Annotated in this window: 14 protein-coding genes, 1 tRNA gene and 1 pseudogene; 9 read left to right on the top strand and 7 right to left on the bottom strand. The window is 42.3% G+C overall.

All coding sequences use genetic code 11. The features are described from left to right. Window positions 1–115 precede the first annotated feature (115 nt). Window positions 116–592: a signal peptidase II gene (gene lspA, locus HWQ37_RS28015; RefSeq protein WP_292753690.1), complete on the top strand. Its 477-nt coding sequence runs from the start codon at window positions 116–118 to the stop codon at window positions 590–592. A gap of 211 nt (window positions 593–803) precedes the next feature. Here lspA and HWQ37_RS28010 read toward each other — a convergent pair whose 3' ends face one another. Next, window positions 804–1,493 (bottom strand): hypothetical protein, encoded by a 690-nt coding sequence (locus tag HWQ37_RS28010; RefSeq protein WP_292753689.1) that lies wholly within the window; start codon window positions 1,491–1,493, stop codon window positions 804–806. A gap of 436 nt (window positions 1,494–1,929) precedes the next feature. On the opposite strand from HWQ37_RS28010, the gene HWQ37_RS28005 reads away from it, so the two are divergent. The 5 genes and pseudogenes from HWQ37_RS28005 (at window position 1,930) to HWQ37_RS27990 (ending at window position 6,494) form a co-directional block, all read left to right on the top strand. Then, complete coding sequence (locus tag HWQ37_RS28005; protein WP_292753688.1) at window positions 1,930–4,200, top strand: transglycosylase domain-containing protein; 2,271 nt, start codon at window positions 1,930–1,932, stop codon at window positions 4,198–4,200. A gap of 45 nt (window positions 4,201–4,245) precedes the next feature. Further along, window positions 4,246–4,386 (top strand): annotated as a pseudogene (locus HWQ37_RS34750) (DUF1016 N-terminal domain-containing protein); the annotation flags it as partial. Window positions 4,387–4,398: 12 nt separating this feature from the next. Next, window positions 4,399–4,962 carry a DUF1016 domain-containing protein gene (locus HWQ37_RS28000; protein WP_363318198.1) on the top strand — a complete coding sequence of 188 codons (564 nt, stop codon included), beginning with the start codon at window positions 4,399–4,401 and terminating at the stop codon, window positions 4,960–4,962. 168 nt (window positions 4,963–5,130) lie between these two features. Further along, the gene (locus HWQ37_RS27995; protein WP_292753687.1) at window positions 5,131–6,078 is read left to right on the top strand and encodes a hypothetical protein; all 948 of its coding nucleotides are present in this window, start codon (window positions 5,131–5,133) and stop codon (window positions 6,076–6,078) included. 74 nt (window positions 6,079–6,152) lie between these two features. Beyond that, a complete protein-coding gene (locus HWQ37_RS27990) occupies window positions 6,153–6,494 on the top strand; it encodes a hypothetical protein (protein WP_292753686.1) in 342 nt (113 codons plus the stop codon). A 113-nt stretch (window positions 6,495–6,607) separates the two neighbouring features. Here HWQ37_RS27990 and HWQ37_RS27985 read toward each other — a convergent pair whose 3' ends face one another. Further along, a complete protein-coding gene (locus HWQ37_RS27985; RefSeq protein WP_292753685.1) occupies window positions 6,608–7,099 on the bottom strand; it encodes a HEPN family nuclease in 492 nt (163 codons plus the stop codon). A gap of 171 nt (window positions 7,100–7,270) precedes the next feature. Between HWQ37_RS27985 and HWQ37_RS27980 the strand changes: the two genes are divergently transcribed. Continuing rightward, entirely contained in the window at window positions 7,271–7,513 is a 243-nt protein-coding gene (locus tag HWQ37_RS27980; protein WP_292753684.1) for a hypothetical protein, read from the top strand. 407 nt (window positions 7,514–7,920) lie between these two features. Here the strand turns inward: HWQ37_RS27980 and HWQ37_RS27975 are convergent, their stop codons facing one another. Both HWQ37_RS27975 and HWQ37_RS27970 read right to left on the bottom strand, forming a co-directional pair. Beyond that, window positions 7,921–9,354, bottom strand: a complete 1,434-nt coding sequence (locus HWQ37_RS27975; RefSeq protein WP_292753683.1) for a DUF4335 domain-containing protein — start codon at window positions 9,352–9,354, stop codon at window positions 7,921–7,923. Continuing rightward, complete coding sequence (locus HWQ37_RS27970) at window positions 9,351–9,977, bottom strand: DUF3038 domain-containing protein (RefSeq protein ID WP_094350233.1); 627 nt, start codon at window positions 9,975–9,977, stop codon at window positions 9,351–9,353. The genes HWQ37_RS27975 and HWQ37_RS27970 overlap by 4 nt, the downstream gene beginning before the upstream one ends. A 422-nt stretch (window positions 9,978–10,399) precedes the next feature. Between HWQ37_RS27970 and HWQ37_RS27965 the strand changes: the two genes are divergently transcribed. Continuing rightward, window positions 10,400–10,918: an adenine phosphoribosyltransferase gene (locus tag HWQ37_RS27965; RefSeq protein ID WP_292753709.1), complete on the top strand. Its 519-nt coding sequence runs from the start codon at window positions 10,400–10,402 to the stop codon at window positions 10,916–10,918. 140 nt (window positions 10,919–11,058) lie between these two features. Continuing rightward, window positions 11,059–12,105 carry an ABC transporter permease gene (locus HWQ37_RS27960; protein WP_292753682.1) on the top strand — a complete coding sequence of 349 codons (1,047 nt, stop codon included), beginning with the start codon at window positions 11,059–11,061 and terminating at the stop codon, window positions 12,103–12,105. A gap of 507 nt (window positions 12,106–12,612) precedes the next feature. On the opposite strand, the gene HWQ37_RS27955 is transcribed toward HWQ37_RS27960, so the two are convergent. The 3 genes from HWQ37_RS27955 to HWQ37_RS27945 form a co-directional block, all read right to left on the bottom strand. Then, window positions 12,613–12,683: transfer RNA gene (locus tag HWQ37_RS27955), tRNA-Gly, on the bottom strand. A 56-nt stretch (window positions 12,684–12,739) separates the two neighbouring features. Next, window positions 12,740–13,954 carry a hypothetical protein gene (locus HWQ37_RS27950; protein WP_292753681.1) on the bottom strand — a complete coding sequence of 405 codons (1,215 nt, stop codon included), beginning with the start codon at window positions 13,952–13,954 and terminating at the stop codon, window positions 12,740–12,742. A 71-nt stretch (window positions 13,955–14,025) separates the two neighbouring features. After that, window positions 14,026–14,264: adenylate/guanylate cyclase domain-containing protein (locus HWQ37_RS27945; protein WP_292753680.1), on the bottom strand; the 239-nt coding region annotated here is incomplete at its 5' end.

The following is a 14,264-nucleotide window of genomic DNA, read 5'->3' as shown; positions in this document are numbered from 1 at the left end:
TTCTTTACGAGACGCGGCGCGTAGCTTGCTTCCACGAAGACGACTACGCTCTGTTACCACGCCAATGGCTACGCTCAGGACAAGCTCAGTACAATTGACTAATGACTAATTTGCCATGCGCTTAAAAAATCGTTTTTTCTGGATCGCTGCCTTCATCGCTTTTTTCTTAGACCAAGTAACAAAGTACTGGGTAGTACAAAGCTTTGGCTTGGGGCAGACACTACCACTCTTACCGGGAATATTTCACTTCACCTATGTCACTAATACTGGTGCGGCTTTTAGTCTGTTAAGTGGAAAAGTAGAGTGGTTGCGCTGGCTATCTTTAGGAGTGAGTTTAGTATTGATAGCGTTGGCGCTAATTGGCCCAACATTAAATTTGTGGGATCAGTTAGGCTATGGCTTAATTTTAGGTGGAGCTATGGGCAACGGTATCGATCGCTTTATTTTAGGCTACGTCGTTGATTTTCTTGATTTTCGCCTGATAAACTTTGCTGTATTTAATGTGGCAGACTCATTTATTAGTATCGGTATTGTTTGCCTGTTAATTGCTTCCTTTCAAAAAACACCGACTTCAAATGGCAGATCGCATTAAACTATTAAGCCTGGGATGATTAATCCCAGGCTATTAGCTTAGTGAAACCCTTGCTCAGTCTTATATGCGAAGACTTTACGTATAAGGTTTTAGCAATTTTTATTTGTCACCTCACACCAGTTTTCATAACTGGTGCAAGAGTTAAAGGAAGATGCACCTGCGATCGCTGATGGCAAACTAGTATTTAGTAGATTATGCCGCAGCTTTTAATTTAATTACCTGTGGTAGGAGTTTTTGGTGAACTAGAGCCAGGAGTACTGGGAGAGCTACCTGGTTCAATACTGCTGCCAGGAGTGCCAGGAGTGCCAGGTTGTTCAGGTGTGGTTGAGCTACCTGGTTCGGTAGTGCTGCCAGGAGTGCTAGGAGTGGTTGAACTTCCTGGTGCTGGAGTTAAGTTGCTAGGTGCGCCTTCAGGAGTGGTTGGGCTTCCTGGTGCTGGAGTTAAGTTGCTAGGTGCGCCAGGTGCAGGTGGGGTAATGCTACCCGGTGCTGGAGTTAATTTGCTAGGTGCGCCTTCAGGAGTGGTTGAGCTTCCTGGTGCTGGAGTGCTTTCAGGAGTACCAGATTCAGGAGGGGTTGTGGTTCCTGGTGTAGTTGTGCTATCAGGAGTGGTGGTACTATCAGGCGTTTTGGTTTCTGATGGTACTGTAGTGCTACCAGGTGCGCTAGGCGCAGGAGCGCTAGGGGTAGCTGCTGTGCCGCCGGAACATCGGGAGTTGAGCGGAAAATGATCGCACAGAATTTTCATACCTTCTGGCGACATCTTGATTTCCGTTGGTGCGCTAGTGGAGTCGCTACTAGATTGGGCTATGGGGGATTTACTGGATTCGGCTACAGCAATATTAGTGGTAAGTGCCAAAGATAAAGCTGTACCAATCAGGGTCAGAGATTTTCCCATCATTCTGAAATTAACCTCAACGGAACACTCGCACTATTAAAGCAGATAATTAAGATTTAGAAAATCTTCCTAAATGAAGATATTTAGGTTTGTTTCAAAATATGTGGATATGTAAAACTGGTAAAAATTAAATCAGCTATCTATTGACAACTAGTCTTAAAAAAGACGACAGAAAACATTATGGTTCTAGTTATATTAACTATTAATACTAGCTTAGATAAGCCTTGGAGAATAAATAAACAATTTGTCCTTGTATAAATTAAGTGACTAAAATCACAAATAAATTCTAACTTTAATATAAATTAAGGTATAAAATAGCTTAAAAAGTTCCGTATAGGCAATTTATGCTTTGGCTTATGAGTAAAATGATGAAAGACTAACATCTAAATTGATTGTAATTCGCCCGATTCTTCATTAAAAACTGTGATGTGAATAACCGATGAGTTCTCCCCAACCCCCTCACAAGTCACAAACGTTACTAGGTCAACTGACTCAAGCAGTACATACGATTCAAGCTAGGGTCGATTTTTCTAAATTGGCGCTCAAGCCTAATGCCAAAGTACCAGAACTTTGGGTGCAGGATGCGGGGGCGGATAAAGCAGAGGTATATCCACTGTTGGGCGATCGCTATATTCTCGGTCGTAGCTCCAAATCCAGCGATATCGTCATCCGTAACCCTGTTGTCAGCCAAATTCACCTCTCGCTATCGCGGAATTCTACTCAGCGCACACCAGTTTTCACGATCAAAGACGAAAACTCCACCAATGGCATTTATCGTGGCAAGCGTCGTGTTGCAACCCTAGAACTGCGTCACGGCGATATTCTGACTCTGGGACCCCCAGAACTCGCCGCTTCTGTGCGGTTGCAATATGTCGATCCACCAGCATGGTATGTCAAAGCTGCAAGTTGGACAGCTTATGGAGTTGGTGGTGTCACTGCCCTGTTAACGTTAGTGATTGGCGTGGAATGGCTGAAATTTTCAGTCAAACCTCTACCGACAGCTACACGCGCCCCAGTAGTTGTTTACGCCCGTGATGGAGCCACTCCCCTGAGAGAACCTCGGACAATCTCTCATGTAGACATGAAGCGATTAGAGGAATTTGGCCCTTATTTACCTGCTGCGGTAGTGGCTTCAGAAGATAGTCGTTATTACTGGCACTTTGGGGTTGATCCTCTAGGGATTTTACGAGCGGTGTTGATTAATAGCCGCAGCGGAGACGTACAACAAGGAGCCAGCACTGTTACCCAGCAAGTTGCCCGCAGTTTGTTCCGCGAGTATGTAGGTAGACAAGATACCCTTGGACGCAAATTACGGGAGGCGGTTGTCGCCCTCAAGCTCGAAACCTTTTACAGCAAAGATGATATTTTGCTGATGTACTTAAATCGGGTTTTTTTGGGAGGGGATACCTCTGGCTTTGAGGATGCATCTCGATATTACTTTGAGAAACCGGCTAAAGAATTAACTTTGGCAGAAGCAGCAACATTGGTAGGAATTTTACCTGCTCCCAACGCTTTCGATTTTTGTGGGGATGGGCCAAATAAGCTAGAAGCGGCTGAATACCGAAATCGTGTAATTAAGCGGTTGCTGGAGATGGGCAAAATTAAACCAGAGGATGCCAACCGAGCTAGACGTTCCACTGTTCAAATTAGTCCTAAAGTTTGCGAACAGCAAGCTAAAACGATCGCACCTTATTTTTACAGTTACGTCTTCTCTGAACTGGAATCAATCTTGGGAGAAGGAGCGGCAAGAGAAGGAAACTATATCATTGAAACCAAGCTCGATCCAGCGATACAGAGACAAGCAGAAGTAGCGTTGAATAATTCGGTGAACAATTCTGGCAGAAGTTTTAATTTTTCTCAAGGAGCGATGGTAACGCTTGACTCTAGTACAGGTAGCATCCTGGCTATGGTGGGCGGAACTGATTACAAAAAAAGTCAGTTCAATCGTGCTGTTCAAGCCAAAAGACAACCAGGTTCCACCTTCAAAATCTTTGCTTACACCGCCGCTATTCAACAGGGAATTTCACCATCTAAAAGTTATTCTTGCGCCCCTTTAACTTGGCAAGGCTTTACTTATAAACCCTGTCGTGCAGGTGCTGACACTAGCTTTGATATTGCCACCGGGCTAGCGCTTTCAGAAAATCCCATCGCCTTACGAGTTGCCAAAGAAGTCGGGCTGGATAAAGTTGTGGCAATGGCGCAGCGTTTGGGGATAAAATCAAACCTCGATCCGGTTCCTGGCTTGGTACTAGGTCAAAGCGTAGTCAATGTTTTAGAAATGACTGGTGCTTTTGGCGCTATTAGCAATCGTGGTGTGTCCAATCCTCCCCATGCCATTAGCCGAATTTTAGACAGTGGTGATTGCCGCGATCGCAATGATATCAAAACCTGTCGGGTAATCTACTCCTTCGACCAAGATCCAGGCGCTAACAAACGAGTGTTGACAAATGATGTCGCCGATGAAATGACTGGTTTGATGCGCGGTGTAATCGCCAGAGGTACTGGTCGTAGTGCAGCCATTGGACTAGGAGAAGCTGGTAAAACTGGCACAACTGATAAAAACGTTGACTTGTGGTTCATAGGTTTTATCCCCAGTCAGCGACTTGTAACTGGCGTTTGGCTGGGAAACGACAATAATTCCCCGACATCTGGTAGCAGCGCTCAAGCAGCTCAATTGTGGGGAAATTATATGCGGCGGATTACAAGGTAAAAAATGGGCATTGGGGATGGTAACTATTGATCTGATAATTGCCAAACACTGTCTGGCAAATTGAGTTGGTCGCACTATACGGAGCTTTTAGCTATTTCGGATGATTTGGCGCGGTCATTTTATGAGCAGCAACGCATCCAAGATCGCTGGAGTGTGCGGGAGTTGAAACGCCAGAAGGATTCGGCTTTGTTTGAGCGGGTGGCGTTGAGTAAGGATCGGGCGGAGATTTTGGCACTGGCTAAGGATGGGCAACGGATCGAGTCGGCGCGGGATGTGGTCAAAGATCCTTATGTGTTCGAGTTTTTGGATTTACCAGACCGCAATTATCGTGAGAGTGAGTTAGAAAATCGTTTAATTGCTGAGTTGGAGAAGTTTCTACTTGAGTTGGGCAAGGGGTTTGCATTTATTGGGCAGCAATACCGAATTACGTTAAATAACACGCATTTTTTTGTGGATTTGGTGTTTTATCATCGCATTCTCAAGTGTTTTGTCTTAATCGATCTGAAGACGCAAGCGGTGAGTCATCAGGATATTGGACAGATGAATATGTATCTAAATTATTTTCGCGCTGAGGAGAATATGAAGGATGGCAACGAGCCAATAGGGATTGTGTTGGCGCGAGATAAGGATGAGATTTTGGTTGAGTATGCGACGGGTGGTATTTCTAATCAGCTTTTTGTGTCAAGATATCAACTTTATTTGCCAGATCCGGAGGTTTTAAAGCAGGAGTCAAGGTGGCTTTTGGAGGTAAATAATGGGTGATGTTCCCTGCTCCCTAATTGCCGATGTCGTCAAACTCCACTTTCCCGACATTCTTGCTCACAGTCTATTTATAAAAATAGAATGATTTCATAGTTAAATCTCTTCTTAATTAGGGAATTCTAAATAAAGAACTACTATAAAAACTATTCTCTGATAGTTGACAACAGTATGCTTGTCTTTTTTATTCATGGTGTTAATACCCAAAATACTGGTTATGCTGACGTACTTAGAAACAATATTAAGGATGAACTTGTAAAAAGACAGCCTAGTATTCAAACAAACTTCTATTCAAGCTTCTGGGGCAACTTATTTAATAACAAGAAGCATCAAGTTATTGGTTGTATTGAAAAAGATTTTTCAATAGCGTGTGACAAACACGACAAACATAAAGTATATAAGGATTCTTGTAATACTTTTTACAAATACATAGATCGGAGAAAGCAATTAATTAATAATTTCTTAGGAGACTTTTTAATATATCAAAATCCCGAAAGAGGTAAAGAAATTCGTAGAGTTATTCTTGGACAATTGAATCAGTTTATAGAAGATCATTCTGATTGCAAACAGATTCATTTTATTGCTCACTCTTTAGGGAGTCTTATTCTTTGGGATCTCCTTTTTTCAGATACCCTAACGAGTGATGATCCTGCTTTGTTCTTTGGTGAGAGATTGAATCAGCTAGATATAGTAAGTATTACAACATTAGGTTCCCCCTTGTTGTTTCTCAAACAGATGCTTGATATTGATTTTTCTACTCTTGATTCTTTTCTCAATAAATATAGTGAGGCGCATAGTATTGTTTCACATAAATTAAGGTGGGTCAATATAATACACTCTTCTGACCTAATTGCTTATCCCTTAAAAGCTGCTATAGAACATGAAATAGGCTCTCAAATATTTTTCTGTGACCAGTATGTTTGGCAATATGCTAATGCGGCAGAGAAAACATTAAGAAATCTTGGTCAATTTGACCTAGCAATGGTAGTTGCAGCCGAAGATGCTCATTCTTCGTATTTTGCTAACAACTTAGATGGGGCTATAACAGGGAGAATTATTGCGGATAATTTACTGGGAGAAACAAAAAAACTTGTAGAAAGAACTGTAAATCGGGAATGATGTGTGGGTATTCTCGAAATGGGTAAGCGAAAAATTTACAGATGTATTCAAATTCTTTTGAATAAATTAATGAGATGAAACTTCTAATTGAGAGACTTATTAATTATTTTGTCGATGACGTACTTTATCAAGCTGAATCAGCCTGTAATATTTCACAGTTTGCACAGAAAGCTGTAGAAATTTTAGATGGTGTATCTAGTATGTCTCAGTGTCACGACAGAGATTTCAAATGGTCTAGACCTATATTTGTTCTTCAAGATGGTACTGTGGTTAAAACTTGCAAAAATGTGATTGGACTTAACCACATATTTTTAGCTGATAATCATGGCAAGTTAATTTATGGTGGTTTTGTGGATTGGACTCATTCGGATGAACTTAAAAAAGCAATAGACAAGATTAGAATAGAATTGACATAAGCAAATGTAAAGGTTTTGGCATTTAATTATCCGAATCCTTCAACATACCCGTTAACAATGAATACCTTTGCTAAAGCTTTGCGCTCCCGGCGGTAGTCGGTTAAAAACTCTTTTTACCGAAAGTCTCTCATGTTTTTAGGTGGTGGCTTTACTGACTGTGCCAATTTTGTTACAAAGGTTTTCAAATTATCAAATGGTACAACGGCACAGAAACCTTTTTCGTCGGTGAACTCAAGGCTAGTGATTTTAACGCCGTTTCCGTGCGGGCAAACACGGGTATGAGCAACGGCGTTTCTGAGCCGAGAAACAAATTCCACCAGAGTGCAATGTTCTTCCGGTTTTAGTTTGGTGGAATGTTTTCCCCAATTTTGGATGAAGTCGGGCGAAAGTCCCCACTCTTCTAGTTCGTCAATAGGTTTAGCAGGAATACTCCTATAGCAACGTTCTTTGGGTAAAACCAAAAGACCGAGTAAACAGTTGATGAGTAGCGTAACTTCAAATTGCTGGGTTTCCGAAACAGACTTCATTATGTACTTTTCATACTGCTCAACGATTTCGAGAGTTCGAGCGATAAAATCGCGTTCAAACATTTCGTCATATTCCATTTTGCCCTCCGCTATCCTTATACAAATCAAAACAAGGTTAACAGTTTTACCATCTATCGACTAATAGCTAGCAGCTAACTGTGGTGGACATCTAAAACGGTATTGGTAAGCGCACTGAACTTTTGGGCATATTACTTGTGAGTGCCTTACAACAGAAGCTAGGGGATAAAAATGGCAGAAAAAATCTTACATCAAGGTGTAACAATTGAAATATCTGAAATACGTGTCCAGACTAATCTACGTTTAAAGTATCGGCTCATCAATTCACAAGGAGAGGAGATAGCCTTTGCTCCTCAAGTCTCTGTAGTTAATTACAGTAGACAGCATAAAGAACAACTTATTGAAGACGCGCACAAGGAAATTGCCTGGCTTATTCAAGCGGGTCAAATCAAATTACCTAATATTGGGGTATGAGTAGCATTCACGCAGAAAACCGGGTTAAGAGATATTACATAAGCAATACAAGCATTTTTAGAAGCAGAAACCCTTATTTTATCGTTGAGCAGTGACTCGACGATCAGCAGAGCGTCAATGACCTTGGTTATTAGGAGAATCTTTATCTAATAAGGCTTTTAAGCTTAACTCGGTTTTGTGTTCCGATGATACTCATACCCCGGAATAGGGAATAGGGAATAGGGAATAGAGAATTGGGAATAGCAGCAACTTAATTGTCTTCCCCATTCCCCATGCCCTTCAGGAGTGCTGAGTTAGGAGTTATTTTTCTCCCTCATCCCCCTCATCTCTCCATACTTCTCTACGAGAGGCTGCGCCAACGACTTCGCTCAGTACAAGTTCCCCATTCCCCACTCCCCATTCCCTGATTACTGATATCCCTTCCAAGGAGTGACTTCGAGCTTGCCGTTAGGCTTGAATATCACTTGGAAGTGGGCTAGAGGTTCTTTGTCATTGGGAGCAGCTACATTAGAACCATAGATGGCGTTAAACATCTTAGGAAGAGGTGTTTCTCGAAAATAATCAAAGGCGACTTGATTGAGTGGTTCATAGTCAGCAATTACACCATCTTTGTTGACTGCTACCCGATATTTCAAATCTCGCGTAAAGGTGGGAGTGCCACTCCAGCTTTGCCGAACTGTATTATAAAGCTTTTGATTTAAACCTTTAGTGATATTAGAGTCAGTAATTTTTGCACCGACGACTTCTGGTGTTTTAGCATATCCTCGCCAAGGGCTAACTTGCAGAACGCCATTTGTAGTAAACACTATTCGGAATTGGGCGATCGGTTCATTGGAAATGGGAGCGCGGTTAGCAGGATTGTAAAGTAGGTTAGGCAGAGGAGTTTGCCCGACTCCTTCATTAGCCTCTTTATTCACCGCTTTATAACCAACGATCGCTCCATCCGCAGCTACACCCAAACGATAGATCAAATCCTGCTGGAATCCTGAACGCTTAGTCCAAGCTGGATGAACTTGGTTATATACTTGGCGGTTCAATGCACGTAGTTGCGATGGATCGGTAATTTCTGGAACTGTATTTAAAAGTGCTTCTAAATCTTTAACTACTGGCTTTGTACTAGCTGTTGGTGTTGGTGTGGGCGTTGCAGCCGTAATAGGAGTTGCAGAGGCTGATGCTGGAGGATTAAGGCTCTTTGTTGTAGAGCTAGTTTGCTCATCTGGCTTCGGCTGCGGTGGACGGATTTGGGGAGGTGGAATCAAGTTAAATGCGATCGCTGCTATTGCTAAACTTGATACTCCCACAGCCGCAGGAACAGCCTGTCTGATTAAAGCCTGACTCGTACCGCCATAGCGTCTGGTAACTGGTTGTAGTTCTAGGGATAATTCTGGTAAAGTCTGGGTATCAGCAAAAAACTGATCCACTGCTTCTACTAAATCAAACAACTGCACCGTATTTAAATCTATTTCAATTGGCGGGCGTTTGGAATTATTAGACTGAGACTCGAACCCCTCTGGAGCATTCTCTGAATGTATGATTAACCTGTGGCGGTTGCCGTCAACTTTTTGAAACTCTACTAGCTCCGATTCTTGGTTGTGTGCTTGTGGATTGGGTACACTACTGAGAAATTCTTGAGCGTAACCACTAACAGCCCTGACCAAACTTTCAAAAAATTCCCGCCCTCCGGTTAGGGGTTGATTGTAACCAGATAAATAGCATTCTGCATTTACCAATATTGATAATTCTGGGCGCATTTCCTGGAACTGTGCAGCCCTAGTAACATCACTTAACCCTTCTAAAAGAAGAGTACAATTAGGTAGACTGTACTTACGTTGAATATTCATTCCACTTCACCGTCAAAAAGACTAATCCAAAACCTCTGCATTCCAGCAGTACCAGTACAAAATAGTAATTGTCCTAACAAATTTATCGCTAGCGCATCTAATTTTTCATCAGAAGTTAATGCTAGTACACCAGAACGTCGAGCATTCATCCGGCTTTTAAAATGCGCTCTAAACCGCTCTAGATAATTAGATAGCCGCAAATTCTGTTCTAATGGAATCTGCTTTTCTTCCATTTGTTGACATATCATTAATAACTGGCGGATGACCACAGTTAAACGCCGTGCTATGTAGCAAGCAATGACCACCAGAGCTTTTGCTTCCATAATAGTTAAGGGACGGCGCATGTGCGCTCTTCGTAGCGGGTTAGAGCTACGCATCCGCCATAAATTCACCCTGTCTTTAACAATTCCTTTAAGATCCAACTCTTGAGCAAAAGCGAGGATTGCTTCCGAACCACCAAGCTCTAAAGCTTCAATTGCCAATAAAATCAGGTCAATTTGCAGCCTGGTTCTCCGAGGACACGTTTTGGAAGCGATCGCAGGATCTGGTAAAGTGTCCAGAATCATCGGCAGTGAGTCTTGGGTTGGACTGTTGAACGGCGTTAAACTTGCTGAAACATTCATTCTATAAATACCTTGTGCGGTTCCAACAGACTAGATAAAACAAATTTAAGATCGGTAGCCAAGACTTGAGCGTTAGACTCGTGGCAGTAGCATGACTACCTGATATATACATTACTTAGCTCTTTCTACTCAAAGTTTTCCCTATATTGAAATCAAAATTTTAAAACATAACTAAATCCACCTCATTTCTTAGTGAAATACCTTTTATAGCTTGGTTTAGATTCTAATTATCGTCAATGAAAGACGAAGTTTCAGCCTCGACCCCCAGCGTATGACATTATAGTGTACGATTTTTCAGGTATCTGAAATTAGGCATGGGGCATTGGGCATTGGTTATTAATTCTTCTCCCTCATCTCCCCCATCTCCCTCATCTCCCCCATCTCCCTCATCTCCCCCATTCCCTACTCCCACTCCCTTTTTTATGGATTTGAAGTCTCTCATTCGTGACATCCCAGATTTCCCTAAACCCGGAATTTTATTTCGAGATATTACTACACTGCTGCGCGATCCAGAGGGACTGCGCTACACTATTGACTTTTTAACACAAAAATGCAATGAAGCTGGGATAACGCCGGATTATGTCATTGGTATCGAGTCGAGGGGATTCATTTTTGGTTCACCTCTGGCTTATAAATTAGGAGCTGGTTTTATTCCCATCCGCAAAAAAGGGAAGTTACCAGCAGCCGTTCACTCAATTGAATATCAACTAGAGTATGGTACAGACTGCCTAGAAGTGCATCAAGACGCTTTACACCAAGGTAGCCGAGTTTTGATTGTGGACGATTTGATTGCCACGGGTGGAACTGCAAGTGCAACAGCAAAGTTGGTGCAGAAGATTGGCTGCGAAATAGTAGGTTTTGGGTTTATTATCGAGCTACGGGATTTACAAGGGCGTACACATTTGCCGGACGTGCCGATTATCTCTTTAATTGAATATTAGTTATTTGTCATTGGTCATTAGTCATTAGTCATTGGTCAATAGTAAAACAACTGGCAAATGACCAAGGACAAAGGACGAAGGACATAGACGCGCCAGCGGCTTCCCGCAGGGTAGAACAAATGACAAAGGACAAATGACAAATGACATCTACGAAAATTTCCTTGGAGACAGGTCGGGATTGGCTAATCGGGCTAGTCACGAGCGAAACTTTTGTTTATGTGGTAAAGCGACTATTACAGGCACTGCTGACTTTGTTGTTGGCCTCAGCGTTATCGTTTTTCATCATTCAACTCGCTCCTGGTGATTATGTAGATACGCTGCGGCAAAATCCCAAGATATCTCCAGAAAGAATTGAGGAAATTAAACGGCAATTTGGTCTGGATAAGTCTTGGCCAGAGCAATTTGGGCTGTGGCTATGGCGAATATTGACTAAAGGGGATTTTGGCACGAGCTTTATTTATCAACGTTCAGTGGCATCGCTGTTGTGGGAAAGGGTTCCAGCAACTTTGCTATTAGCGATCGCATCTTTAATTGTCACATGGGCGATCGCCATCCCTCTAGGCATCTTTGCAGCTGTTAAACAAAATAAGCTATCAGACCGGGTTTTACAGGTGATTAGTTATGCCGGACAAGGCTTTCCCCCTTTCATCACTGCCTTAGCCCTACTGGTTTTTGCTCAAATCACCTCACCACTATTCCCAGTGGGTAGTATGACTAGCATCATTAACTCGGAACTGTCGTGGTTCGGCAAAATCTTAGATATCGGCTGGCACATGATTTTACCGACGATCGCACTCTCAATTACTAGTTTTGCTGGTTTACAACGCATCACTCGCGGCGAATTATTGGATGTTCTGCGTCAAGATTACATCCAAACGGCTCGTGCCAAAGGTTTACCAGAAAACCGTGTCATCTACGTTCATGCACTCCGCAACGCCATAAATCCCTTAATTACCTTATTGGGTTTTGAATTAGCTGGTTTATTAAATGGTGCTTTCATCGCCGAATTTTTCTTCAACTGGCCAGGTTTAGGCAGGTTGACTCTACAGGCTTTACAAGCTCAAGATTTATATTTATTAATGGCAAGCTTAGTAATGGGCGCAGTGCTGCTGATTGTGGGCAATTTAATCGCCGACTTAATGCTCAAAGCAGCCGATCCACGCATTCGCCTAGAAAATCTCAATTAGCAAGGTGGTTTCATACAAACAGAGAAAAACAAAAACTGGGCTTCAAAGCCCCCGTTGGAGACTACGGTGCACACAAAAGTCCTAAAAACCTAGCTTAATAAGACTTTCCTCGTTCCCAGGCTCCGCCTGGGAATGCATTCATTGAGTCTCTGACTCAATGTCTCACTGGAAGCAGCGAGGAATGGAAGTAAGAGAAAAAGCCTGAACACAAAACGAGAAATCAAGACTTATGTATTTTTATTTTTTCGTATGAAGATATCATACTTCCTCTTAGGATGTTCTTATACCTCAATACGCTTGGGTTCAGGCTAGCAGTCTTTCTCAAAGTCATTTTTTTAACGAACCGCAGAGGCCCAGAGGACACAGAGAAAAGAAAGAGAAGGAAAAAATTGCTTAACTGAATTGTATTGTCTTATACCTCACTCAAACGATAACCGCTATAAATAAATAGTTATTTTACCAAGATTAGACTTGCTTCTTGGACTCGTATATTTAAGCTTTTTTCTAAGCGGGCGGCGGGAATCGAACCCGCATTAATAGCTTGGAAGGCTATAGTTTTACCACTAAACTACGCCCGCGAAATCCCAACCCTATAAACTTAACACAGCTTCTGCCAAAATTCAAGTATTTAATTTTAATTGGCGGGTTGGATTTTGATCCTGACATACAGATTGCTTAATTCTGGTTTTGTGCCATCGTTATTATGGGCAGCAAGAAAGTTTTCTGTTTTAAAAACTTCATCAAGGACTTGCTCGTATTTGCTTTTTTCACTTCCTGGTGCTGCTGGTTCTATTTCTAGAACTATAGCTTTTTTAAAGTTACCATTGTTATCAATTATTAAGCTAGCCAAGAGCTGCGCTGGTTCAAGTCCAGAATTCTGAACAAGAAAACTTGAGTCTAATTGTTTTGTGTTGCTTCCCTTGTATAAAGCGATAACGTCGGGTAAAGCATCTTGTCGAAATCCTCCTGATTGTATCAAGCTAATCACTTCATCTCTAGATAAAGGAGCTACTATTGCTACCGATGCTCCCCCAGTACGAGATGGTGGAGTTTCCCTACTCGGAGTTGCTGGAGTTTCTCTGTTTTCAGGTTTTGAAACTGGTAAATTTGGTGGAACATTCGTTGGTAGTGGCGTTCCGCTTCCTAATTTGATGGGTGGACGGGGACTCCAAGGTTGATTACCGACCGGAACTGTAGATGTTGGAGTTGGTCTGGGTGTAAATGTTGAAGTTGGTTTGGGTGTAAATGTTGAAGTTGGTTTGGGTGTAAATGTTGGAGTTGGTTTGGGTGTAGATGTTGAAGTTGGTCTGGGTGTAGATGTTGAAGTTGGTTTGGGTGTGGATGTTGGAGTTGGTTTGGGTGTGGATGTTGGAGTTGGTTTGGGTGTAAATGTTGGAGTTGGTCTGGGTATAGAAACTCTCTGTTGTCTAAAGAGTTGGCTATTAGGTTTAGAGGCATAAGTTCGCCTCTTCTGTTGGGGATTATCCGCAGAATTTATTGCGCCAAAATCTTCATTTCTGGGCGTAGTTCGTTCTGTTTGTAGCGAGCGTGTTGCTACAGACTTTTGAGTTGATGATAGTGGCTTTGACGAAACTGTTTTGGCTGTTGATTTTGATTTGATTATTGATTTTGTTTTAGGATTAATGTCTATTAATTCAATGGGAACAGCAGATTGACTTTGCTGGGGAAACCACAGACTAAATGCATTAGATGAGCGCATCAGCCAGAACACCAGCAAGTGCAGAGAGACTGAACCGACCACAACAGAAACCCACAAACCTGGTGGGTCAGTGTGTCGTCTCCAGACTTTGGCTGGAATTGGAGTTTTGTCTGCAACCGATGGTGTCATATTATAAAAACTGGATATGATTAGGCACTCTTACTCATTATTGGTAATGCTTTAAAATACCAGTCTAAATTTTAGCGATTAACCATTACCTCTGGTGTAACAGCGAAAGTCAAAACTGTTTCATCTACCCCTTTAAGTTCTAGTGGACTACCTTTAGTAATTTCTCCTTCCTGCAAATAATCTGCCACCGCAGCAGAAACGAGGATCGTACCGGGAAGAGCGGCAGCTTGCAACCTTGCAGCAATATTTACACTTGGGCCAATAGCAGTATAATCGGCACGTTCAGCGCTACCAAACATCCCCACAACAG

Origin of the sequence: Nostoc sp. NMS4, from assembly GCF_017115095.1 — a bacterium.
Lineage (GTDB): Bacteria > Cyanobacteriota > Cyanobacteriia > Cyanobacteriales > Nostocaceae > Nostoc.
This window is presented reverse-complemented; position numbering and strand designations above follow the sequence as displayed.